Here is a 24,399-nt window from a genome sequence, read left to right on the forward strand (position 1 = left end):
AGCCAGCTGATTGGTAGGGCTCAATATATTTTATTTATCTAATATATAGGGCGGTATTTATCCGCGGCGTGTGCCGGAAGACACGATATCGAGATAGACGGCCAGAACAAGAATGCTACCCTTGATGATCTGCTGCCAGAACGTATCGACACCGAGCATGGACATACCGTTGTCGAGGCTCGACATGATGAGCGCGCCGACCAATGCACCAAGCACGGAACCGACACCCCCGCGCATGGAGGTGCCGCCGATAAAGCATGAAGCAATGGCGTCGAGCTCGCCACCCATGCCCGCCGATGGCGTGCCTGCCGCGAGGCGTGAGGTTGTCGTCAGACCGGCCACTGCCGCCATCAATCCCATCAGCGCGAAGACCGCCATCTTGACGAAATTGACGTTCACGCCGGAAAAGCGCGTTGCTTCAGTATTCGAGCCGACCGCATAGATGTGGCGGCCAAATACGGTTTGTTTTGCGATTACGGTGAATACACCGAGGATCACCAGCAGGATCAAGACCGGAACCGGCACACCTTGATAGCTGTTGAGGATCAGGATGAAGCCAAGGATCAGAATACCGATACCGAGAAGCCTTGCGACTTCCATCCCGGAAGAAAGCGTCTGGAGATTGTGCTTGCGCTTGCTGGCTCGCGTGCGCAGCGTCATCAGGATAAGCACACCGAACAGCGCAATGGCGCAGAGATTGCCAAGCCAGCCCGGCAGATAACCCTGCCCGATATATTTGAACTCCGGCGAGATCGGCGCGATCGTGACACCGCCCATGATACCGAGCACAATGCCGCGAAACACAAGCTGGCCGCCAAGTGTGACGATGAAGGACGGTATACCGAGATAGGCAGTCAGCCAGCCGTTAAAGGCGCCAAGCGCCACACCGAGCACCAGAACCGTGCTGATCGTCGCCCATAATGGCCATCCGTAGATTACGTCGAGAACGGCAGCGATGCCGCCCAAAAGCCCTAACAGCGCGCCGACCGAAAGATCGATTTCGCCAGCAACGATGACGAAAACCATGGCGGATGCGAGCATTCCGGTAATGGCCATCTGGCGCAGGAGATTGGAGAAATTACGTGCAGTCAGAAACTGCGAACGCCCCATCTCGGGATCATAGGTAAGGATCGCAAACAATGCCCAGATGAGCGCAACCACAATCAGCAGCGCGACAATCTTATAATCCGCCAGAAACTTCCGAAGGCTTTTGCCCGTCAATGTCATATCATGCACCGGTCAAATTTGAGCATTTCCAGCAAAGATGTGAAACGGTTTTGCACAAGGAAAATGCGTGAAAACAACAAGTTATTCGAGGATCAGGCCGCATTGGTGATCGGTTTGCCGATTGCAGCGGCAAGTACCTTCTCCTGGGTGAGATTTTCATTGGGGAAATCGCCGCGCAGCCTGCCCTCGCCGATCACGAGAACACGGTCGCTGATGCCGAGAACTTCGGGCATTTCGGAAGAGACCATCAGCACCGCGACACCCTGTTTCGCGAGCGCGAAGATCAGTTTGTAGATTTCATATTTCGCACCAACATCGACGCCCCGCGTCGGCTCGTCCAGAATGAGCACCTTGGGGTCTGGCAGCATCATCTTCGACAGCACCGCCTTCTGCTGGTTTCCGCCGGACAGGGATGCGATTTCCAGCATTGGATCGGCAGTCTTCACCTTGAGGCGCAGAATTTCGCGCTGGATGGTGGCCAGTTCCGCTTCCTTGTCGAGCAATCCGCGCAAGGAAAACCGATCCAGCACCGAGACCGTCATATTATAGCCCACCGGCATGATCGGCAGGATGCCATCCTTTTTGCGGTCTTCCGGCACCATGCAGATGCCTTGTCGAACCGCATCGCGCGGTGTGCGGATTTTCAGTTCTTTGCCTTCCAGAAAGACCTGCCCCTCATGTGCTCCGGGCCAGACACCAAACAGGCTTGACACCAGTTCCGTTCGCCCCGCGCCTACGAGCCCGGCAATGCCAAGGATTTCCCCTCGCCGAAGCGCAAACGAGACGTTGTCGACCACCTTGCGATCGGGATTGGTCACGTCCCAGCAATTGATGTTACGCGCCTCGAAAATAATTTCACCAATATCGTGTGGCTCGCGCGGAAACAGGTTTTTCATCTCGCGCCCCACCATCATGGTGATAATGGCTGGCGTGGTAAGCTCCGCCATCGACTTCGTCGCGATATGCGTTCCATCGCGAATGACCGTCACCGTGTCGGAAATTTCGGCCACTTCATCCAGCTTGTGGGAGATGTAGACGCAGGCCATGCCTTGCGCCTTGAAATCCTTGATGAGATCGAGAAGGACACGCGTTTCGGATGCTGTCAGCGCCGATGTCGGCTCATCCAGAATGAGCAGCTTCGCATTCTTGTTGATCGCCTTTGCGATCTCGATCAGCTGCTGCTTGCCGCCCGGATAATGATAGACCGGAAGCGCGACATTGATGTCGTGAATCTTGAGGCGCGCCAGAAGTTCCGTCGCGCGCGCGTTCATCTGATCATAATCGATGAAGCCGCCGCTTGTCGGCTCCGATCCCAGAAAGATGTTTTCCGCAACCGAAAGATGCGGCACCATCATAAGTTCCTGATGGATGATGACTATACCCGCGGCTTCCGTATCGCGGATGCCCGTCGCCTTGAGTTCCTGGCCTTCCCAGAAAATTTCCCCAGTCCAGGTGCCATGGGGATAAACGCCGGAAAGCACTTTCATCAGCGTGGATTTGCCCGCGCCATTCTCACCGCAAAGGCCGACACACTCACCCGCGCGCACTTTCAGGTAAATACCGTCAAGCGCTTTCACGCCGTTGAAGTCCTTACCGATATTGCGCATCTCTAGAAGATATTCGGACATCGCATATGACCTTGCAGTAATGCAGCAGAATGAGCCGTCCGGCTTCAAACCACACCATTTTCTGGTGGAAATGTTCCAGACAACGCTGTCAAAGACAGCATCGACAAGTCGGTGGGGCCAGAAGCTGGATCATGGTTTCCAGACTTCCGGCCCCACTATTCACACGAGGCTAAATCGCCGAAACCAACTCCGGCGATACCCGTCGGAAAGGCTTACTTTCCGTAGATCTGCTCCTTGGTGTAGAAGCCGTCCTGAACGTAGATGTCGATATTGTCCTTGGTCACGGCAGTCGGCGTCAGCAGAAGCGTATCGACCTGCTTGCCACCGTTGTCGAGCTTGGAATTGAATTCAGGCTTTTCGCCCTTGACCATCTGGACGGTCAGCTTGGCGGCTTCCGAAGCAATGAGTTTCAGCGGCTTATAGACCGTTACGGTCTGCGTACCGTCGATCAAACGCTTGACGGCGGCAAGGTCGCTGTCCTGTCCGGAAACGGCGGTCTTTCCAGCCAATCCCTGTGCGGCAAGTGCCTGAATAGCGCCACCGGCGGTGCCGTCGTTCGAAGCGACAACCGCATCGATCTTGTTCTGCGCAGCCGTCAGAGCGTTTTCCATGATGGAGAGCGCTTCAGTAGGGCTCCATTCCTTCACCCACTGCGAGCCAATGACCTTCACCTTGCCGGAGTCGACGGCTTCCTTGAGCGCCTTTTCCTGACCGGCGCGGAGAAGCTTGGCGTTGTTATCCGTCGGCGAGCCGCCGAGGAGATAATAATTGCCTTCCGGCTTGGCCTTCAGGACGGCTTCCGCCTGCATGAAGCCGACGCGTTCATTATCGAACGAGATATAGGCATCGATATCCGCATTGAGGATCAGACGATCATAGGACAGAACCTTGATGCCGGATGCCTTGGCATCAGCCACAACCGCGTCGAAAACCTTGGAGTTCATCGGTACGATGACGATAGCGTCAACGCCCTGCGCAATCAGGTTTTCAACCTGCTTGACCTGCTTTTCCTCGTTACCGTCAGCCGACTGCACATTGACCTTTGCGCCCAGCTTTTCTGCAGCCTCAATGAAATAATCGCGGTCACGCGCCCAGCGCTCGACGCGAAGATCGTCGATGGAAAAGCCGATGACCGGATTTTCCGGCGAAGCATAGACCGGCGTGGACGCCATGGCGCCAATACCCAAAGCTGCGGCCACCAGCACGCCGGTTAGAAAATTACGACGTTTCATGCAAATCTCCTCCAAACAACACCGGCTTGCTACCGGCTGATACCAAACCGCGCCCCCGAACGTATTCCGCCCCCGGAGTTCGGCACGACAAAACAGCCCACTTTGGAGCTGCTTATTCCTTGAATGGCTGATCCTCCCAAAGGCGTTTTGCGCCAAGATCACTCCATCGGGACAGCATGCAAAAGGCACACCGCCCCATCCTCGGAGACCATTGATACGTGAAGAAAAATGAATAGCAAGCATTTTTTGATTTACGTACCTCATTTTTGATCCTATGGTCCGCGTCGAGGAGCCAGGATGAAACCTACAGTCCATGATATAGCCAGAACAGCGGGCGTCAGTCTTGCCACGGTCGACCGTGTGCTGAACGAACGTCCCGGTGTAAGAGCGAAGACGCGCGACCGGGTTATGGACGCGATGAACACGCTCGGTTATGTGCGAGATGTGGGTGCTGCCAACCTTGCACGCGGCAGGCTTTATCAGTTCGATTTTATTTTGCCGGACAATGAAAACACATTCATGCTGAGCCTGCGCGCGGAACTGCAATCCGCGACTGAACGAGCCTTGGCCGAGCGTATTCTGGTCAATGTCGTTCTTGTCCCCGCCTTCGATGAAGCAGCACTTGTCGCAGCGCTGGATGAGTGCGCCATGCGCAAGCCTGACGGCGTGGCTTTCGTGGCGGTCGATACCGATCCTGTGCGTGAAGCCTGTGCGCGGCTGGGCGAGAACGGCATTCACGCCGTCACGCTTGTATCCGATCTCGGACATTCCACACGGACGCATTATATCGGCGTGGATAACGGTGCGGCTGGACGTACGGCAGCGCGGCTTCTGGGGCTTTTCGCCAATGGAACAGAAGGTGCTCTAGCGGTTGTCGCCGGTTCGTTGAAGGTTCGCGATCACCAGGAACGTTTCGACGGTTTTACGGCGGCCATGAAAGCAGACTTTCCGGACCGCGAGATATTGCCCGTGCTGGAAGGCTTCGATGAAGACCTGCGCGTGGAAAATCTCGTCGACAAGCTGCTTGACGAGCGTAGTGACATCGCCGGAATTTACAGCCTTGGCGCAGGCAATAGTGGTCTGGTGAAGGCACTGGCGAAGCACAGTTCCTATCGACCGCTCGTCATCGCTCATGAACGCGACAACGTTACCTCGAAAGCGCTGACAGATGGCATCATCCATGCGGTGCTGGCGCAGGATGCGGGCCATGAAATTCGCAGCGCCATCCGGGTTCTGAAAGCATCTGCGGATCGTCTGGCGATCGTTCCGGGACAGGAACACATCCGCATCGAAATTTTTCTCAAAGACAACCTGCCGCATTTCGACTGACGCGCGGGCCACAACGCCTTTCCAACAGGAGCAAATATGTATCTCGGGCTCGATCTAGGAACATCCGGTGTCAAGGCGCTGTTGATCGACGACGCGCAGACGGTGATCGGTTCGGCCCATGGCGAACTGGATGTTTCGCGCCCCCATCCCGGCTGGAGCGAACAGGACCCGGCACATTGGATCAAGGCTTGTCGCACTGCAATCGTTGGCTTGCGCACTGCCCACCCAAAGGAGTTTTCGGCGATTGCCGGTATCGGCCTTTCCGGCCAGATGCATGGTGCTACCCTGCTGGACGAACAGGATCAGGTACTGCGCCCCTGCATCCTCTGGAACGACACGCGCAGCTATCGCGAAGCAGCCAAGCTTGATGCCGATCCGGCCTTTCGCGCCATCACCGGCAATATCGTCTTTCCGGGCTTTACCGCGCCCAAACTCGTCTGGGTTGCCAATAACGAACCCGATATTTTCGCACGTACCCGCAAGGTGTTGCTGCCGAAGGATTATCTGCGCCTCTGGCTGACCGGTGAATATGTCTCCGATATGTCGGATTCAGCAGGTACAAGCTGGCTCGATACCGGTGCACGCCGCTGGTCTCAAGAACTTCTGGACAAGACCGGCCTCGATGAAAACCAGATGCCGCGTCTTGCCGAAGGCACGGACGCAACTGGACGCCTGCGATCTGAACTTGCCGCCGAATGGGGCATTGCCGGTCAGCCGGTCGTGGCGGGCGGTGCTGGCGACAATGCAGCCTCGGCCTGCGGCATGGGTACGGTCAAGCCCGGCCATGCCTTTGTTTCGCTAGGCACTTCAGGCGTGCTCTTTGCAGCAAATGGGGCCTATCAGCCAAAGCCTGAAAGTGCGGTTCATGCCTTTTGCCACGCCCTGCCCGACACATGGCACCAGATGGGTGTCATCCTGTCTGCGGCAAGTGCGCTCGACTGGTACGCGCGGCTTGTCGGCAAAACGGCACACGAGCTTGATAAGGAACTCGGCGACACCTTGAATGCACCGGGCAGCGCGACGTTCTTGCCTTATCTCTCCGGCGAACGCACCCCGTATAACGATGCGAAGATACGTGGTGTGTTTTCGGGTCTTGAGCATGAATCGGATCAGCGCGTATTGACGCAAGCCGTGCTCGAAGGGGTCGCCTTCGCGATCCGCGACAACCTCGCCGCGCTGCAATCGGCTGGCACCGATATCAAGTCACTCACTGCCGTCGGTGGCGGTTCACGCTCTACCTATTGGCTGAAGGCAATCGCGACCGCGTTGAATGTACCGATTGCCTTGCCGGAGGAAGGCGACTTCGGTGGCGCTTTTGGCGCCGCGCGACTGGGTCTCATTGCGGCCACAAGCGCCGATCCATTTGCCGTCTGCACGCCGCCGCGAACCGAACGCACGATAGAGCCGGAAGCCGCCCTGCTCCCGGTCTATGAGGAAGCCTATCAGCGTTATCACGCCCTTTATCCGGCACTTCACGCCCTCGCCGGTTAGTGACGCCGCCGCAAACAATCAGATATGACGACATTCGAACGGGAGGACACAATGAGCACCGGATTTTTCGGCGACATTCAGAAGGTTAAATATGAAGGGCCGGACAGCGACAATCCGCTGGCATTCCGCCACTATAATCCGGATGAAATCGTGCTGGGCAAGCGCATGGAGGACCATCTGCGCTTTGCGGTCGCCTACTGGCACAGTTTTGCCTGGGAGGGTGGCGACCCGTTCGGCGGACGCACCTTCGACCGCCCCTGGTATTCCAACGAGTTGGATGCGGCAAAGCTCAAGGCTGACGTGGCCTTCGAGTTTTTTTCCCTGCTTGGCACGCCCTATTATTGCTTCCACGATGCAGATGTGCGGCCCGAAGGACGCAACTTTGCAGAAAACACGCGATATCTCAACGAAATCGTCGATATTTTCGAGAAGAAGCAGGCCGAAACCGGCGTAAAGCTTCTCTGGGGTACAGCCAACCTGTTCTCCAATCGCCGCTATATGGGCGGTGCCGCGACCAATCCCGATCCAGATGTTTTCGCCTTTGCCGCAGCGACCGTGAAAAGCTGCATAGACGCGACGAAACGGCTCGGTGGTGAGAACTACGTGCTCTGGGGCGGTCGCGAAGGCTATGAAACGCTGCTCAATACCGATCTTGGGCGCGAACTCGACCAGATGGGGCGGTTCCTCAATCTGGTGGTCGAGTACAAGCACAAGATCGGCTTCAAGGGCACGATCCTGATCGAACCGAAGCCGCAGGAGCCAACCAAGCATCAATATGACTACGATGTTGCGACAGTCTATGGCTTCTTGAAGCGCTATGGCCTCGAAAACGAAGTAAAGCTTAACATCGAGCAGGGTCACGCCATTCTGGCCGGTCACTCGTTCGAACATGAACTGGCGCTTGCCCGTGCGCTCGGCATTTTCGGTTCCATCGACATGAACCGCAATGACTATCAGTCGGGATGGGATACGGACCAGTTCCCGAACAATGTACCGGAAATGGCGCTTGCCTATTATCAGGTTCTGCTTGCAGGCGGCTTCACGACCGGCGGCACGAATTTCGACGCCAAGCTGCGTCGTCAGTCGCTCGATCCGCAGGATCTGCTGATCGGCCATATCGGTGGCATGGATTGCTGCGCGCGCGGGCTGAAAGCAGCCGCCGGAATGCTTGAAGACGGCGCATTGTCCAAGCCGCTCGATGAACGTTATGCAGGCTGGAATGGCGACTTCGGCAAGAAGCTTTTGACTGGCCTCTCGTTGGACCAGATCACGGCTGAAGTCGAAGCGAAGGACATCAACCCGCAGCCGAAATCCGGCCGTCAGGAATATCTCGAAAACGTCGTCAATCGCTACGTTTGAAGTCATTAATCGACGGATACAAAAAAGGGCGCCACCGGCGCCCTTTCTTCTATTACATATCGATTTCTAAAGCTTGACCCAGCCACCGTTTTTCTGTGACGAGCGCACGCAGGCATCGATGAAAGCAACGCCCTTCAAACCGTCATCAACGGTCGGATAAATCACGGCACTATCCGGCTTTTTGCCGTTGCGATGAGCTTCGATGGCATTGGCGGCTTCCGAATAAATCGTGGCAAAAGCTTCCAGATAACCTTCAGGATGCCCAGCCGGTACGCGGGTCACGCGGGCGCTCGCAGAACCGACACCGGCACCGCCCCGTGTGATAAGCCGCTTCTGCTCGCCAAAAGGCGTGAACCAGAGATAGTTCGGGGCTTCCTGTGCCCATTCAATGCCGCCCTTCGTGCCATAGACGCGCAGGCGCAGCGCGTTTTCATTACCGGGTGCAACCTGGCTGCACCAGAGCATGCCCTTGGCGCCGCCCGCGTAACGCAGCATCACATGGGCGTTGTCGTCCAAGCGACGTCCCTCGACAAAACTGTCAAGATCAGCCGCAAGGCTGTCGAGCGTCAATCCGGTCACGAACGAGGCGAGATTAAACGCGTGCGTGCCGATATCGCCCGTCGCGCCGCCTAGTCCCGATTGCGCCGGATCGGTGCGCCAGACAGCGCCCTTGGCACCTGTCGCTTCCACCGCTTCGGTCAGCCAGTCCTGCGCATATTCCACCTGTACGACACGAAGATCGCCAAGATCGCCATTGGCGATCATTTCGCGCGCCTGCCGCACCATCGGATAGCCTGTGTAATTATGCGTCAGAACGAACAAGGCTCCGCTTTCATCAGCGACTTTTTTCAGCTTCTTCGCATCGGCAAGTGTCGAGGTCAGCGGCTTGTCGCAGATGACGTGGATGCCTCGCTTCAGGAATTCCTTCGCAGCTTCATAGTGAACGTGGTTTGGCGTCACGATGGAAACGGCTTGGATCCCGTTTTTCAGCCGTGCCTCACGAATGGCCATGTCCTTGTAGCTGGAATAGATGCGGTCTTCGGCCAGCCCCAGTTCACGCCCTGAGGCCTGCGCCTTTTCCGCAGATGAGGACAAAGCGCCTGCCACCAGTTCAAACCGGTTGTCGAGCCGTGCCGCCATGCGGTGCACGCCGCCGATAAACGCACCTGCCCCACCGCCCACCATGCCGAGGCGGATACGGGGAGCAGCTGTTTCCGTGGTTTTAGCTTCGATGGTCATGTCGATCCCTATGTCTTACAAGCCAAGCATACGGCGATTGGCAGCGTCATCGGTGCCGCCGGCGGCGAAATCGTCGAATGCCTTGTCGGTAACCCGGATGATATGCGCCTTGACGAATTCGGCGCCCTCGCGCGCGCCGTCTTCAGGATGCTTCAGGGCGCATTCCCATTCGACCACAGCCCAGCCGTCAAAGTCGTTCGCGGCCATTTTGGAGAATACCGCGCCGAAATCCACCTGCCCGTCACCGAGCGACCGGAAGCGGCCTGCACGGTTGACCCAGCCCTGATATCCGCCATAGACGCCCTGTCGCCCGGTCGGATTGAACTCCGCATCCTTGACGTGGAACATCTTGATGCGGTCCTTATAGATGTCGATATTGTCGAGATAATCGAGGCACTGCAGAACATAATGCGACGGGTCGTAAAGCATGTTGGCCCGCGGGTGATTTTTGACCTGTTCCAGAAACATCTCGAAGGTCACGCCGTCGTGCAGGTCTTCGCCCGGATGGATTTCATAGCAAATATCGACACCATGCTCGTCGGCATGATCGAGGATTGGCTTCCAGCGTCGGGCGAGTTCCTCAAATGCGGTTTCGACCAGACCGGCAGGACGCTGCGGCCATGGATAGACAAACGGCCACGCCAGCGCGCCGGAAAAGGTCGCATGCGCGCCAATGCCGAGATTGCGTGAGGCGCGGATTGCCATCTTTACCTGCTCGACCGCCCAGGCCTGACGCGCCTTGGGATTGCCGCGCACTTCCGGCACTGCGAAACCATCGAAAGCTTCGTCATAGGCGGGATGCACCGCAACGAGCTGGCCCTGCAAGTGGGTCGAGAGCTCCGTGACCTCGACACCGTTCTGGCGAGCCACCCCGGCGAATTCGTCGCAATAATCCTTCGATTCAGAAGCCTTTTTCAGATCGATCAACTGGCTGGCCCATGTGGGAACCTGCACCCCGGCATAGCCTTTTTCGGCAGCCCATTTGGTGATGCCATCCCATGTGTTGAACGGCGCTTCATCGCCTGCGAACTGCCCAAGAAAAATCCCAGGACCCTTGATCGTCTTCATCAAATTTCTCCTGAATATGCTCGGACCCCGCCATCAACCGGCATCGAGCAATTTGAGAGCGCGCATCGCGCTGCATATCGGGAATGAAAAGAAAAGCCGTGCGCCTGCTCAGACAGGCGCACGGTAGTCAAGCACCTTAGAACGGCGAATCCGGGAAATAGAAATCCTTCGCATTGTCCTTGGTGACGAGCGTAGCATCAAGGATGTAGCTGCCGCTCACCGGAATCTGGTCATAGAAATGACCGGCAGCGAGTTCCATGGCAGTCGAAACCATTGCCGGCGGATAGAGAACGTCAACCGGCACAAGCTTGTCGCCGTCCATCACCTTCTTGATCATGTCCTTGGAGCCTGCACCGCCCACGACATACTGAATGTCGCTGCGGTTCGCCTGCTTGATGGCTTCGAGAACGCCGACGAGCATGTCGTCATCCTGTGCCCAGACCACATCGATCTTCGGATATTTGGTCAGGAAGTCCTGCATGACGCGGAAAGCATCGTCGCGGTTCCAGTTGCCATACTGGCGGTCCAGAACCTTCACGTTGGAGCCTTCAATGCCCTTGTCGAAACCGTCCTGGCGTTGCTGATCGATCGGGATCGGCAGACCGCGAATGATGACGACCTGCGCATCGGGCGTGGTCTTCTTGATATATTCGCCAGCCACTTGTCCGAGTGCCGGGTTGTTACCGGCCACATAGAGATCACGGATGGAATTGTCGTTGCTGCTCGGCGCACGGTCGACCAGAGCGACAAAGGTTCCCTTGTCCTTGATTTCCTTGATGGCGTTGACGAGCGGATCAGGATCAGTCGGCAGAACGACCAGCCCGTCGAGGCCCTGTACGGCCAGATCCTGCAACGCATTGGCCTGCGATGCCGCATCGGGCGACGTCTTGACGATGACGTTGAGGCCCGGATGCTCAGCCATCAGAAGCTTCGCCACGCGTTCGGCGTGATAAACGACGCCTGCCGTCCAGCCGTGATCGGCAGCCGGGATCGACACGCCGATCGTCACTTTCTTGTCCTGTGCGCTTGCTGCGCTGCCAAAGGCAAGCGCACCCGCCGTCAATGCGGCAAAAGCAAGCTTCATCAAATTCCCTCGCATAGTCTTCCTCCCAGTAAACGCGGGGCTCTCATTCCTCTCTGGCTGGAATCGCCCCAACAATTCCGCCAATCCTTAAAGCGTGTCGCATTTTATCGTACTCGTATGACACGCTTTAAGCTTTTGTTTTCATGCATGTCTTTATCCCAAAACCGGTTCCAACTTTTGGAAGACATGCATTAGACCTATCTTCGCGACAGCGAACGCTGCACCAACATGGCGATAATGATGATCGCACCCTGAATGGCTCCCAGCAGATATTCGCTGACAAAGTTCGACAGGATCATGATGTTGCCGATGATCTCCAGAATGAACGCGCCGCAGATTGTGCCCCAGATACGACCCACGCCGCCGCGTAAAGCTGTTCCGCCGACAACGACGGCGGTGATCGCCTGCAGTTCCCACATCAGGCCGGTCGTGGCCGACGTAGAACCCAGACGCGGCACATAGAGAAGCACAGCCACAGCGACGCAAAGGCCCTGAATGACGAAGGCGATAGTGCGCACTTTCTTGACTGAAATGCCGGAATAGCGCGCCACGTCCTCATTCGATCCGACCGCGATGACATGGCGGCCATAGCGGGTCCGATAAAGGACGAATGCCGCAAGCGCTGCCGTCACGAAGATGAAAATAACAGGAATAGGAATGCCAGCTATGTGTCCGTAATAGACCGGACGGTACATGGCCTGAATTTCGGAATTACGCAGAGTGATCGCACCACCTTGCGATAGCCATGTAGTGAGACCACGATAGATGCCCATCGTGCCGAGCGTTGCAATGAAGGGTTCTATGCCGCCAACGGTCGTTATCAGTCCGTTCAACAGGCCGCAGGCTGCCCCGACGATCAGCGCCAGCATCACGGCCGCAATCAGCATCATCACCGGATCGGCGATCACCCCGCTGTTCATGAACAGGATCATGATACTGGCGACGAATGCCACCATTGCGCCCACGGACAGGTCGAGCCCACCAGACGAGATCACATAGGTGGCGCCAAGTGCGATAATGGCGATGAAAGCGCTGCGCGTTGCGACATTGAGAAGATTATCGATACTGATGAAGTTCGGGCTGGCAATCGCGCCCAGAACAAGCAGCAAGGCGAGCGCAATAAACGGGGCAATCGCCCTTAAATCCCAATCCTTGGATGTCCTCGCCACTGAGCCTTTATCGGTCGCAACCTGTGTCATCTACTTCCCACTTTATTGTTTTTATGCGGCATTTTCGGCTTCAACGCCGGTTGCAAGCACGACGATGTCATGTTCCGTCATACGGTCGCCTGTCACCTCACCGGCAACCCGCCCTTCCCGCATCACGACGATGCGGTCGCAGATACCAATCAGTTCCGGCATTTCCGACGAAACGACGATGATTGATTTCCCCTCATCCGCCAGATTGGCGATGAACTGGTAAATCTGCTCCTTCGTGCCGACGTCGATGCCGCGTGTCGGTTCATCGATGATGACGATAGACGGATCGAGCATCATCATCTTGGCAAGCAGAAGCTTTTGCTGGTTGCCACCTGAAAGCTGGCCCGCCAGAATATCCTTGCGACCGGTGCGGATATCGAACTCGCGAATTGCATCATCGAGCGCGGTGCGCTCCCGGTTGCGGTCGATCTGCAAACCGCTCACGAATTTCGTCAGCGAGGCGAGTGTCAGATTTACACCCAAGTCCTTGGACAGAAGCAGCCCTTTGCCCTTCCGGTCCTCGCTGAGATAAACGATCCCCGCCTTCTGGCTTTCATGCGCATTGCGGAAATGAACCGGTTTGCCATTATGGCGCGCGTTCCCCTTGCCGGGGCGCAGCCCGACAATGCCTTCCATCAGTTCCGTGCGTCCCGCACCAACGAGACCGGCGAAGCCGAGTATCTCGCCCCGGTTCAGATGGAAGCTCGCATTCTGCACATAGCCAGGTACGCTGAAGTTCTCGATTTCGAGAATGGCAGCGTTGTCATGCTGGCTTGCGCGGTCAGGATAAAGCTTTGAAACGTCACGACCGACCATCAGGCGGGCCATGTCCGATGGCTGCAATTCCGACGACAGATGCGCTGAAACGAGCTTGCCGTCGCGAAGCACAGTCACGCGATCGGATATTTCCTTCACTTCCGGCAGACGGTGCGAGATGTAGAGGACGGCGACACCCTTCGCGCGAATGTCGCGAATGACTTTCAGCAGTGCTTCTGTCTCGAAGGGCGTCAGCGAGGCGGTCGGTTCGTCGAAAATCACCACACGATGCGGCACCAGCAGCACGCGGGCAATCTGCACCAGCTGGCGCTGTGCAATCGACAAGGAGCCTACAACTGCATCCGGATCTATATCGGCACCAAGATCACGGATGGCCTTGCGCGCGCCTTCACGCATCGACTTGTCATCAACGACCAGTCCACGGTTAAGCTCGCGACCAAGATAGATGTTCTGCGCGACTGTCAGATCTGGCGCGAGCAAAATTTCCTGATGCACCAGCACAATGCCCTGTGCTTCCGCCTCCACCGGCCCCGAGAAGGAAACCGGCTTGCCGTCGATGCGGATTTCCCCGCTCGTAGGACGTTCATTGCCCGCGAGCAGCTTCATCAGCGTCGATTTCCCGGCACCGTTTTCACCGATGATCGCATGAACTTCGCCGCCGAAAATGCGCAGGTCAATATTCTTCAGAACCTGGACAGGACCGAATGATTTGGAAAGCGACACAGCCTTCAGCAGCGCAGGCCTGTCATCTTTTTCCGGCGCACTCACAGGCGACCGCCCATAGCGAACTGCCGCACTTGGCGCTTCTCAATTGTACTCTGTCTCAATGCTTCTGGCTGCACGTGAACTCCTCCCAAAGCGTCACGATGAAAAGCTTAGCTTTCGTTTTGAGGTACGTAAAGCAAAATGTGCACTCTATCCCATCATCAAACCGGAGAAGCCCTGCCCTTGCAAGGCTTCTGTCTCTATGCGGACGAGCCTGATCAATCGTCCTGATGGATCGGTTCATCGACAAATGTACCGCCCTGATAGACTGCGAGCGCGGAATCGGGTGCCGGCCGTGGTGTCGTCTTCTCGAGTTCGGCGCGGAAACGTTCGGCATTGTCCTTCGGGTGCCAGCCGAGAAAACGCGCATGGCTGTTATCCCACCACATCGAGTCGTTGTTCGATACACCCCAGATGACGGGACACCCAAGCATCGGCGCCCGGAAAACACACTCGATGAGGCTGGCAAAATCATCATACGACATCCAGGTGGAAAGCATGCGATGATTGCGTGGTTCTTCGAAGCAGGAGCCGATGCGAACGATTGCGGTCTCCTGCCCGAATTTGTCGTGATACAGGCTGGCGATGGATTCGCCGAAGCATTTTGAAACGCCATATAGCCCGTCGGGCCGCGTTGGCGCCTCTGCATCGATATGCTTGTCCTGCCGATAGAAGCCGATCGTGTGATTTGAGCTGGCGAAAATAATCCGCGGATAGCCATGCGCCCGCGCTGCTTCGTAAAGATTGTACATTCCCACGATATTCGCATTGAGTATCTTGCTGAAAGACGCCTCGGTCGAAATACCGCCGAGATGCAGAATACCGTCACAGTCCTCGACTAGACGCATGACCGCGTCCAGATCGCCAAGATCACACTGAACCAGCTCTTCATTGGGCTTGGCTTCGCCCATGTCGGCAACGTCGGAAAGGCGTAGCAGCTCAGCCTGTCCGACCAGTTTTTCGCGCATCACGCGCCCCAGTCCCCCCGCAGCACCGGTAATCAAAAGTCTTTTCACGAAAATCTCCATTCGGACGGGATAGGGCACAATTCGACCGCTCGGCTTGCGGGCATCAGCCCTCGTCAACGGTTATCCTTTGGATGGAAAAGCAGCGTCCCCTCCCAGGTACGTCGCCGCACCAACCATCATACATGTCCGAAGGTGACCGTCAACGCCGGCACGGCCAGCAGCCTATCCTTTGCGCCCCAAGGCCCAGGCGAGATACGGCGCACCAACAAGGGCAGCAAAAAGCCCAAGCGGCAGCTCATAGGGAAATGTTGCATTGCGTGCGCCAAGGTCAGCTATCGTCATCAACAACGCACCGAGGAGCGCCGAGGCCAACACGTGGCTCGCCGCCCGGTCAAATCCCATGCGTCGCGTCATATGCGGCGCCATCAGGCCGACGAAACTCAGTGGCCCCACGAGCAGTGAGGCAGCCGCGCTCGCAATACAGGCGAGAAGAATGGTCGACACACGCGCCGGGCCGACGGGCAATCCCAACGACACAGGCGTCGTTTGCCCGAGTGGCAGGATCGTCAGCCAACGGGTCAGGAGTAGAGCCGCCAACGTCACGCAGATGCTCAAAACCACGAGAAAAATGGCTGTTTCAGGAGTCGCGGACGCAGATGAACCACCGAGCCATGCAAGAATTTGCCACGACCGTTGATCGCCAATGGCGAGAAAAACACTCAGTATGGCAGACGCGAATGAGCTAACGGAAATGCCAGCCAGCAGAAGACGATTGGGCGAAAGATGTCTCTGACTTGCAAAACTGAGGACGACGACCATCGCCGCAAAGGCACCTATCGCGGCACACAGCAACAATTGAAAATTGTTGGGTGCGGCAAACAAGGTTAGTGCGATTGCAAAACCAATACCTGCACCACCGCTGACGCCGACAACTTCCGGGCTTGCCAATGGGTTGCCGGTGAGACGCTGGAGAACGGCACCTGCCATTGCCAGCAGGCTTCCCGCCGCTGCCGCTGCCAGAAGACGCGGCCAGCGCAGAGGCAGAAGTTCGGCAAAATCTTTTCCCGTTAGCAACGACCAGCCATCGGGCGTCCGCACCAGCGAGAGCGCCAGGAAAGCAGCAATTGCGAGCAATGCCAGCAACAGCAAGGCTTTGGTGGCCGAGGCGCGCGCGAATATGGCTGGGCTGCCTCCAGCCGATCCAGAAGAGCGGACACGTGGAATGAGCCACAAAAGGAGCGGTCCTCCGATCAGAGCCGTCACCGCACCGGTCGGGAATGTTTCACCGAGACTGGAACCAAGCCATTGCACGCCGCCGTCGCAAAGCCAGAGCAGAATTGCGCCAGCGAGTGGCGCAGCAACCAGCACCGTACCGGGCTTGCGAACGCCAAGCCCCCGTACGATTGCCGGTGCGGCAAGGCCGATGAAACTGACAAGCCCGACGTTCGCGGCAACCCCTGCAGTCAACACAACAGCAACCACCACGACTGCCACGCGCAGCCATGCCAGCGGCACGCCGAGCGCCCGCGCACTGCTATCGCCAAGCCCCACAAGTGCCAGCGGGCGGCTCAACATGATTGCGGCAACCAGACCTATGACGAACTGAACCGCCAGTACTTTAGCGGCAGACCAGTCCTGCTGACTGAGCGAACCGCCATTCCATGTCACCAGCGACATAAGATATTCGCCTTGGGAGAGCGTCATGGCGGCGGAAATCGCGCTGCACGTCACACCGACAAGCAGACCCGAAATCACCATCGTCACCGGTTCAAGGCGGCTTCGCCATCCGAGCAGAAAGACGATGACGGTCGCAAGCCCGGCTCCTGCCAGCGCGACCGCCCAGCGAAACTCATCAAGGAGAGCCGGGAAAAACAATGTGGCCGTGACGATGGCAAGCTGCGCGCCGGACGAAACGCCAAGCGTCGATGGATCGGCAATCGGATTACTTAAAAGCCTTTGCAGCAGCGCACCGGCAAGCCCCAATGCGGCACCGGCAAAGATGGCGACCGCTGCGCGCGGCAGCACCGCGTAGGCCAGAATGACCTGTTGGGTATTCATTTTATCCGGATTGAACGGAACGGCAGGCCATTGCGCGAATGGCAGAAACGCGTTCGCATTCCACAGACACAGCGCCAGCGCGGCCACGATGCCAACCACAGCCGCTACGCTAAAATTCCTTTGCGTCACCGGCTGCCCTCCGGTTGTTCCAGCAGGGCATGTTTCAAAAGGCGCGCGAAGCGCAATCCCGCAGTGATGCCGCCATAAGGATTGACATTACCCAGCATATGAACGCGTCCCTCGCGGACCGGCTGCAGCGAGCGCCAGATCAAGCTGTTACGCAGGCTGTTGCGCGCTTCGACTGGAATATCGGAAATGATAACGATCCGCGCTTCCGGCTTTTCTGCAAGAGATTCCAGCGGCACGGGAGCCGCGAACGTAAAGCGCGAACGGTCCGTCCACGCATTGGGAAGTCCCAACCTAGACAGAATATCACCGAACATGCTGTCATCGCCGAAAGCGCGAAAATGGCGCGCATCGCCGATATTGACGAGATATGTCGGGCGATCCACGAAAGGCTTCAGCGTCCCTGCGGTTTGCGCAAGAAAAGCTTCCTGCTCGCTTAGAACAGCCTCTGCCTTTGCCTCGAGTCCTAGCCTGCTTCCCAGTTTCGCTACCGCCGCAAGGGCCTTCTGATAGGGTGGTTCTCCCTGCACATAAAACGGCAGGGACAGAACCGGCGCGATCGCTTTCAGCGCCGGTTCATGCCGGGTGTAGAATGGAGAACTCAGGATCAGATCAGGTTTCAAGAGATAAAGAAGTTCGAAATTCGGCGACCCCCGTAGGCCAAGATCGGTAACCAATGCAGGGATATCCGGTTCGACTGCATCCTTGCGAAACTGAATCAGTTCCGTCGCAGCAATCGGCGTAACGCCAAGTGCTATCACCGTTTCGAGCATTGCCCAATCGATGGCTGCGATGCGCAGCGCCGAACTGGCGCGTGCGCCCTGCGGCAAAGCCAAAGCCGCCAGAAGGCCCAGAGCTTTCCGGCGGCTGATATTAAGGGACGAGAAACCCGCCCCGTGTTGCGGGTTTTCTACCATGAAAAGGTCAGCGTACTCATATAGGTTCTGCCGTCACCATAGTTACATCCAAAGGAACTGCAACTTGCGACATACTTCTTGTCCGCAATATTCTTGACACTAAGTATCCCCTTTATGCCATCCTTCTGATAGTGGACGGCTGCGTCTACCAGTGTCACCCCGTCGAGGTCGTAGGTATTTCCCGTATCGCCGTAGCGTTGGCCCAGATAGCGTACTCCACCGCCGAGGCCGAAACCGTGGAGAGCCGAGCCCTCCTGAAAGGTATAATCCAGCCAAAGGCTTGCGGAATGTTCGGGCACATTGGGCGGGCGATTGCCGTCGTCTTTCCCGCTGACGATTTCGGCCTCCATATATGTGTAGGCGGCGCGCAGGTCGAGCCCCTGGGCGAGGCTCGCTACACCTTCCAGTTCCAACCCCTTTACCTGCACTTCGCCAATCTGTTCGGTCGTTGAGCCACCGCCCGGCAGCGCAACCGAAATCGGTACATTCTGCTGGCGGAGATCATAGACTGCAGCGGCGAAATAACCGTCCCAGCCATTCGGCTGATATTTGACGCCAGCCTCCAACTGCTTGCCCGTCGTCGGCTGCAGAACCCCTGCCGTCGCGGAAACTGCCACCGGTTCGAAGGAGGTTGAATAGCTTACATAAGGCGCAATGCCGTTATCGAAGACATAGCCTATGCCGGCCCGTCCGGTCAGCTCTTCGTCATCCTGATCAAGCGAGCGGGCAACCGGCGTTGCAGGCACATAGTTGGTCGAGGTGCCGCGCGTCGTCGCCCAATCCTGACGCAAGCCGAAGGTCGCACGCCAGTTGTCATAGGTCAGTTCATCCTGCGCATAGATACCGAGCTGCGTCATGCGGGAATCCACATGGGTGTTCACCGAGTTGCGCAGCAGCTTTATCGGCCCACCATAGACCGGATTGAAGGCATCGAGAGGCGTTGCGCTCCAGAACTGTGTCTTGGCGCTGTTGTCGAAATAGCGATAGTCGACACCGAAGAGGACCTTATGTTCGACAGGTCCCGTGTCGAACTCCGCGACCAGATTGTTGTCGATATTGAATGTGTTGAGCAGTTCATCCTGAAAGGTCGCCGTTCGGTTGATGGTCCGCCCGTCGGCTGCAAGCCCTGCCGTTGCATAGCCAAGCGCCGTATAATCCCAGTTCTGATTGGAGTAACGGGCGTTCTGGCGGAACGTCCAGGTTTCGTTGATGCGGTGCTCCAGCTCATAACCGAGATTGACGACATTGCGATCGGAATCGTCGAAGCTCGGGTCACCGACGTAGAAATCGCGGGGGAGACTGTAATTTGTGGCATTCAGTGTCAGACTTGGCGGCAGGCCTGAGGGCGAGCTGGGATTGTCATGCTGGAAGCTGGTCAGAATTGTCAGTTTGGTGTCTTCGTCGGGCTTCCAGGTGAAGGCCGGGGCAATGAAGTACCGATCATTGTCGAGATAATCGGTTTGGGTTCCAGCTTTGCGCACCAGACCCGTCATGCGATAGGCAAGACTGTCATTGTCGAGAACCGGGCCACCCACATCGAAAAATGTGCCGTAAGTATTATAGCTGCCAGCCTGAAAGCCGATTTCACCGAACTTCTCGAAAGTCGGGCGCTTGCTGATCATATTGATGAGCCCGCCGGGATTGCCCTGCCCGAACATGACCGAAGCAGGGCCGCGCACCACCTCGATACGCTCCAACATATAGGGATCGACCGCCGAGGCGCCTGCAGTCCGCATCAGGCGCAACCCGTTCAAGAACTGCACCTGCCGGCCGTCGAAGCCGCGAACGAGAGGCGAGTCAAAACGAGGGTCGGAACCGTAGGGTTCAGAAACAACACCTGCCGAATAACCAAGCGCTTGCCCCAAAGTCTGGGCGCCCTGCGCCCTGATCTGATCGGCTGTGATGACTGAAATCGATTGCGGCGTCTCAACCAGCGGAGTTCCGGTCTTGGTTGCACTGATGCTCGTCTTTGCGACATAGCCTTTTACGGGGGCCGTCGGATCCTCACGGCTACCTTCAACGACGATGGGTGCAAGAACTGTAGGTGCGGCGGCCTCCTGTGCAAACGCTCCGGTCACAGCGGCAAAAGTGGTACTGGAAATGGCTGCAGCGGACAATAGACGGCGCAATCGGACTAGGACGCTCACTGGGTTCCCCTCAAAACATAAACTGGACTCCATTAATCATCTTTTGTCGATCGATCCAATAAGTTGAGGCTGTCTTTTTCATAATCATAACTTATGATACTTACTGTCGTCATAGTTTTGAATTATTCAAAAAAGCACGCAAATGCCGCCAGCTCCGAATAAAAACACTGCTGCCCGCTCCTTCGAGTTGCGCCACTTGCGCTATTTCTGCGCTCTGGTGGACGAGAAGAATTTCGAACGTGCTGCCGCGCGACTGGGCATCGCCCAACCCGGCCTCAGTCAGCAGATCATGGCGCTAGAGGCAATCGTCGGCTCGCCATTGATCGACAGGTCGCGGCGTTCGGTGCAACTGACCCAGTCCGGCGAGGTGCTTTATCGGGAAGCTCTCAATATCCTTGCACAGACCGATGCAGCCATGGTGGCAGTCAAGCGCGCCGGTCGGGGCGAAATCGGGCAGGTTTCCATCGGCTATGTAGCGTCAGCCGCCTATTCCGGTATCGTCTTCGAAGCCATTCGCACATTCCGATCGGAATATCCCGATGTCGCGGTCAACCTCACTGAAATGGAATTGCGGATGCAGCTCTCGCGCATTTCAGACGGCTTGCTGGATATGGGTTTTATCCGCTGGCCCGCCTCGCTGCCGCCCGGCTTGACCAGCCTTGTCGTGAAACATGAGCCACTTGTTGCCGTATTGAACGAAGCCCATACTCTGGCGAATTGCAGCCCAATCCGGCTCGAAGCTTTGAAGGAAGAAACCTTTCTCACGCCACGTCAACCCGCCGACATCGGCTTTCACAGGACGACACTCGAAGCCTGCCGATGTGCCGGTTTCGAGCCTGATATCAACGCCCAGGCATTAGACTTCACCGAAATAGCAAGCCGTGTAGCAATCGAGCTCGGCGTTGCACTGGTGCCCAAATCGATGAGTGCTGTCGGCCTTCCCGGCATACGCTATGTCGATATAAGTGGTATTGCCGTAACCTCGGACGTGGCCCTCGCCTTCCGTAAAAGCGAGCCCTCACAAGCCGCAAAGAGTTTCATAGCCCTATGCCGTCGCGCGCGATAAAGATCAAGATTATGCGGCCGGCAACAGGCTTATCAGATTATCGATCAGCGGCGAGCGGTTGTTCTTCATCGAAACCAGCCCCAACCGCGCCAGAAGAGGTTCGCCTTCGATAGGACGGTAAGTCACTCCGGCCAGCTTGATCTGCGCAATGGCGGTTGGGACAATCGAGACGCCCAGATCGGCTGCGACCAGATTGACCACGGACGGCATCTGCGGCGCTTCCTGCGCTACGATCATTTCAAAGCCCGCATTCCGGCAAGCCTCAACCACATCGTCGTAAAGGCTAAGCCCCACAATGCGCGGGAAAAGCACGAATGCCTCCTTTGCCAGAGCTGAAATCGGCAGCTTGGGATGAACGGCAAGCGGATGATGGCTCGGCAGGGCGATCAGCATCGGCTCATCAGCTAACCGCTTCATGCGTACATCCTTGGGATTTTCCAATCCGGGCCGGATGAAGGCAGCGTCCACTTCTCCTCTGACCAACTTTTCCATCAGCAAATGACTGTTCATCTCTGTCAGGGTCAGCCGGACATCGGGCCATCTGGCCCGAAACTTGCGGATCGTACCGCTAACAGTCGGGTTGAACGCGGACGATGCAGTGAAACCCAGCGCGAGCCTGCCGGTTTCTCCACGCGCCGCGCCCTGGGCTGCGAGCTTCGCCTTCTCGGCGGCGGCAAGGGAAGCCTTCGCTTCATCGAGAAAAGCCGTGCCTGCTGCCGTCAGTTCGGCTCCATGCGGCACGCGATGAAACAACGCCACACCGATCTCGTTTTCGAGGTCACGTATCTGCTGGCTGAGCGGCGGCTGACCGATACCGAGCTTCGCAGCCGCGCGGGTAAAATTGCCCTCTTCGGCCACGGCCAGAAAATAACGGAGATGACGTAGTTCCATCGCTATATCCAAAAGCTATTGCAATTGCCACTTCCATATATTGGACAAATGAAGCGTATTTGACTAGATCGAAAGCGGGAGGATTTAAAAAGGCAAAGTCATGTCACGCCTCGCAGAACGCAGCCTCGACAGCGTCAGAACACCGGAAAGCCAGCTCAAGCTCGTTTCAGCTCCCACGGCAACCGAACAGCAACACTATCTCGTCAAGGGCACACCGGCATTTCGCAATGCAAGCATTGCGCTGTTCCTATCCGGCTTCGCGACCTTCTCGCTGCTTTACTGCGTCCAGCCGCTGATGCCGCTTTTCGCGCATGATTTTAACATAACGCCTGCGGCCAGTTCCCTGTCGCTTTCCGTCTCGACGGGTTTTCTCGCCTTCGCAATTTTCTGCGCCGCCGCCGTATCGGAGCGTTTTGGACGCCGGACATTGATGTTCGTTTCGCTTCTCGGCTCTGCACTATGCACAATAGCCAGCGCATTGGTGCCGGACTGGCATATGCTACTCGCCATTCGCGCCCTGCAGGGACTGCTGCTGGGCGGCGTGCCAGCGGTCGCCATGACCTATCTGGCGGAAGAAATCGACCCGCGCGGCCTTGGCGCTTCAATGGGGCTTTATATTGCTGGCAACGCGTTCGGAGGCATGGCAGGCCGTGTCATTGCCGGAACGCTCGCAGAGTATTTCTCCTGGCGCGTCGGGCTGGCAGGCATGGGACTGCTTGGACTTGCCGCATCCATCGGTTTCCTCTTTCTGCTGCCCGCCTCGCAGAACTTCGTCCCGCGTCCGGGCTTCAATGCACGGTTTCACCTCGGCGCATGGATCGGCCACATCCGCAACCCGGCCTTGCCGCTGCTCTTTGCCATTGGCTTTCTCGTGATGGGTTCCTTCGTCACCATCTACAACTATATCGGTTTCCGTCTTGTCGCGGCGCCTTACAGCCTCAGCCAGACAGCGCTCGGCGCCATTTTCACGGTTTATCTGTTCGGTATCGCCGCTTCATGGCTTGCTGGCAGGATGGGCGACAGGCTCGGCTATTTCACCGTTCTTCCCATCGGCCTTGCGATACAGGCGGCGGGCTGTCTTCTGACCCTGTTTGCGCCGTTGCCTGTCATCATCGCAGGCATCATCCTCGTGACTGTCGGCTTCTTCGTCAGCCATTCGGTCGCCAGCGCTCTGGTCGGACGACTGGCACTCCACACCAAGGGACACGCATCGTCACTCTATCTGCTCGCCTATTATCTCGGTTCCAGCGTCGCCGGTGCGGCGGGCGGCTATTTCTGGGTTGCGGATGGATGGTCTGCAGTTGCCGAGTTCACCTTTGTCATGCTTGCCGTTGCGTTCGCGGCAGCATTGGGTGCAGCCCGACTGTCGAGGCGGAACTAAGATTGGAAAAAAGATAAAATTGTATGGAACCATATCGATTCCAGCGCGTTCATGCGGCTCGGAAGGAGAATGAATGCATGCAAATTATCGATGCTCTGGTCAAAAGATGCGGCGAGGAAAATTCTTATCAGGTAGAATTCATCGGTGAAGATGGCGAAACTGTTTGCGTATCCTTCCGCCACGATTCCGAAGAAGAGTTGAGCCACCATGACGCCATTGCGAGCGCGCTTGCCAAGATGGCGCCACTCACGGCTTATGGCGCGGCTTTTATCAGTATCCTGTCAGCCAACAAATTGAACACAGCCGCCACGGCGGCCTGACGATTTCCGATTGAAAAGCCCTGCAGTCCGGCCGGATTGCGGGGTTTCTTGTGTTTATTTATCTGACCTTTGCGAAGCGCTTTAGGATTGATATCCCTTCCAAAATTGCCTAGCTGCTTGACAGGAG

At 57.0% G+C, this 24,399-nt stretch carries 19 protein-coding genes; 6 read left to right on the forward strand and 13 right to left on the reverse strand.

Features of this window, described 5'->3' with window-relative positions; all coding sequences use genetic code 11:
- Positions 1 to 57 precede the first annotated feature (57 nt).
- The 3 genes from HWX93_RS01545 to xylF form a co-directional block, all read right to left on the reverse strand.
- Entirely contained in the window at positions 58 to 1,227 is a 1,170-nt protein-coding gene (locus HWX93_RS01545) for a sugar ABC transporter permease (protein WP_010658614.1), read from the reverse strand.
- Positions 1,228 to 1,319: 92 nt separating this feature from the next.
- On the reverse strand, positions 1,320 to 2,855 hold the full coding sequence (locus HWX93_RS01550) for a xylose ABC transporter ATP-binding protein (RefSeq protein WP_176036241.1): 1,536 nt from the start codon (positions 2,853 to 2,855) through the stop codon (positions 1,320 to 1,322).
- Between the two features lie 212 nt (positions 2,856 to 3,067).
- A complete protein-coding gene (gene xylF / locus HWX93_RS01555) occupies positions 3,068 to 4,087 on the reverse strand; it encodes a D-xylose ABC transporter substrate-binding protein (protein ID WP_176036242.1) in 1,020 nt (339 codons plus the stop codon).
- Between the two features lie 297 nt (positions 4,088 to 4,384).
- Between xylF and HWX93_RS01560 the strand changes: the two genes are divergently transcribed.
- The 3 genes from HWX93_RS01560 to xylA are packed head-to-tail and all read left to right on the forward strand — an operon-like array spanning position 4,385 to position 8,266.
- On the forward strand, positions 4,385 to 5,416 hold the full coding sequence (locus HWX93_RS01560; protein WP_176036243.1) for a LacI family DNA-binding transcriptional regulator: 1,032 nt from the start codon (positions 4,385 to 4,387) through the stop codon (positions 5,414 to 5,416).
- A gap of 36 nt (positions 5,417 to 5,452) precedes the next feature.
- Positions 5,453 to 6,907, forward strand: a complete 1,455-nt coding sequence (gene xylB / locus HWX93_RS01565; RefSeq protein WP_176036244.1) for a xylulokinase — start codon at positions 5,453 to 5,455, stop codon at positions 6,905 to 6,907.
- A gap of 51 nt (positions 6,908 to 6,958) precedes the next feature.
- Positions 6,959 to 8,266 carry a xylose isomerase gene (gene xylA / locus HWX93_RS01570; RefSeq protein ID WP_176036245.1) on the forward strand — a complete coding sequence of 436 codons (1,308 nt, stop codon included), beginning with the start codon at positions 6,959 to 6,961 and terminating at the stop codon, positions 8,264 to 8,266.
- A gap of 66 nt (positions 8,267 to 8,332) precedes the next feature.
- Here xylA and HWX93_RS01575 read toward each other — a convergent pair whose 3' ends face one another.
- The 9 genes from HWX93_RS01575 to HWX93_RS01615 all read right to left on the reverse strand — a co-directional run bounded on the left by HWX93_RS01575 (position 8,333) and on the right by HWX93_RS01615 (position 20,647).
- Complete coding sequence (locus HWX93_RS01575; protein ID WP_176036246.1) at positions 8,333 to 9,505, reverse strand: Gfo/Idh/MocA family protein; 1,173 nt, start codon at positions 9,503 to 9,505, stop codon at positions 8,333 to 8,335.
- 15 nt (positions 9,506 to 9,520) lie between these two features.
- Positions 9,521 to 10,573 (reverse strand): sugar phosphate isomerase/epimerase family protein, encoded by a 1,053-nt coding sequence (locus HWX93_RS01580; RefSeq protein WP_105544554.1) that lies wholly within the window; start codon positions 10,571 to 10,573, stop codon positions 9,521 to 9,523.
- Between the two features lie 136 nt (positions 10,574 to 10,709).
- Positions 10,710 to 11,672 carry a substrate-binding domain-containing protein gene (locus tag HWX93_RS01585; protein WP_140021153.1) on the reverse strand — a complete coding sequence of 321 codons (963 nt, stop codon included), beginning with the start codon at positions 11,670 to 11,672 and terminating at the stop codon, positions 10,710 to 10,712.
- A gap of 182 nt (positions 11,673 to 11,854) precedes the next feature.
- Positions 11,855 to 12,856, reverse strand: coding sequence for an ABC transporter permease (locus HWX93_RS01590; protein WP_176036247.1), 1,002 nt, complete (start codon positions 12,854 to 12,856; stop codon positions 11,855 to 11,857).
- Between the two features lie 21 nt (positions 12,857 to 12,877).
- Positions 12,878 to 14,401, reverse strand: coding sequence for a sugar ABC transporter ATP-binding protein (locus HWX93_RS01595; protein ID WP_176036248.1), 1,524 nt, complete (start codon positions 14,399 to 14,401; stop codon positions 12,878 to 12,880).
- A gap of 215 nt (positions 14,402 to 14,616) precedes the next feature.
- Positions 14,617 to 15,414, reverse strand: a complete 798-nt coding sequence (locus HWX93_RS01600; RefSeq protein WP_176036249.1) for an NAD-dependent epimerase/dehydratase family protein — start codon at positions 15,412 to 15,414, stop codon at positions 14,617 to 14,619.
- A 174-nt stretch (positions 15,415 to 15,588) separates the two neighbouring features.
- Complete coding sequence (gene fhuB, locus HWX93_RS01605) at positions 15,589 to 17,553, reverse strand: Fe(3+)-hydroxamate ABC transporter permease FhuB (RefSeq protein ID WP_176036250.1); 1,965 nt, start codon at positions 17,551 to 17,553, stop codon at positions 15,589 to 15,591.
- Entirely contained in the window at positions 17,550 to 18,467 is a 918-nt protein-coding gene (locus HWX93_RS01610; protein ID WP_162718830.1) for an iron-siderophore ABC transporter substrate-binding protein, read from the reverse strand. The genes fhuB and HWX93_RS01610 overlap by 4 nt, the downstream gene beginning before the upstream one ends.
- Positions 18,461 to 20,647, reverse strand: coding sequence for a TonB-dependent siderophore receptor (locus HWX93_RS01615; RefSeq protein ID WP_176036251.1), 2,187 nt, complete (start codon positions 20,645 to 20,647; stop codon positions 18,461 to 18,463). The genes HWX93_RS01610 and HWX93_RS01615 overlap by 7 nt, the downstream gene beginning before the upstream one ends.
- Positions 20,648 to 20,756: 109 nt before the next feature.
- Here HWX93_RS01615 and HWX93_RS01620 point away from each other — a divergent pair, with 109 nt between their 5' ends.
- Complete coding sequence (locus HWX93_RS01620; RefSeq protein ID WP_176036252.1) at positions 20,757 to 21,680, forward strand: LysR family transcriptional regulator; 924 nt, start codon at positions 20,757 to 20,759, stop codon at positions 21,678 to 21,680.
- A gap of 9 nt (positions 21,681 to 21,689) precedes the next feature.
- On the opposite strand, the gene HWX93_RS01625 is transcribed toward HWX93_RS01620, so the two are convergent.
- Entirely contained in the window at positions 21,690 to 22,571 is an 882-nt protein-coding gene (locus tag HWX93_RS01625; protein ID WP_176036253.1) for a LysR family transcriptional regulator, read from the reverse strand.
- 100 nt (positions 22,572 to 22,671) lie between these two features.
- On the opposite strand from HWX93_RS01625, the gene HWX93_RS01630 reads away from it, so the two are divergent.
- Both HWX93_RS01630 and HWX93_RS01635 read left to right on the forward strand, forming a co-directional pair.
- Positions 22,672 to 23,952, forward strand: coding sequence for an MFS transporter (locus tag HWX93_RS01630; protein ID WP_176036254.1), 1,281 nt, complete (start codon positions 22,672 to 22,674; stop codon positions 23,950 to 23,952).
- 77 nt (positions 23,953 to 24,029) lie between these two features.
- The gene (locus HWX93_RS01635; RefSeq protein ID WP_109987548.1) at positions 24,030 to 24,272 is read left to right on the forward strand and encodes a hypothetical protein; all 243 of its coding nucleotides are present in this window, start codon (positions 24,030 to 24,032) and stop codon (positions 24,270 to 24,272) included.
- The last annotated feature ends 127 nt before the right edge of the window (positions 24,273 to 24,399 follow it).

This window comes from Brucella tritici (assembly GCF_902825325.1).
In the GTDB taxonomy this organism is placed as follows: domain Bacteria; phylum Pseudomonadota; class Alphaproteobacteria; order Rhizobiales; family Rhizobiaceae; genus Brucella.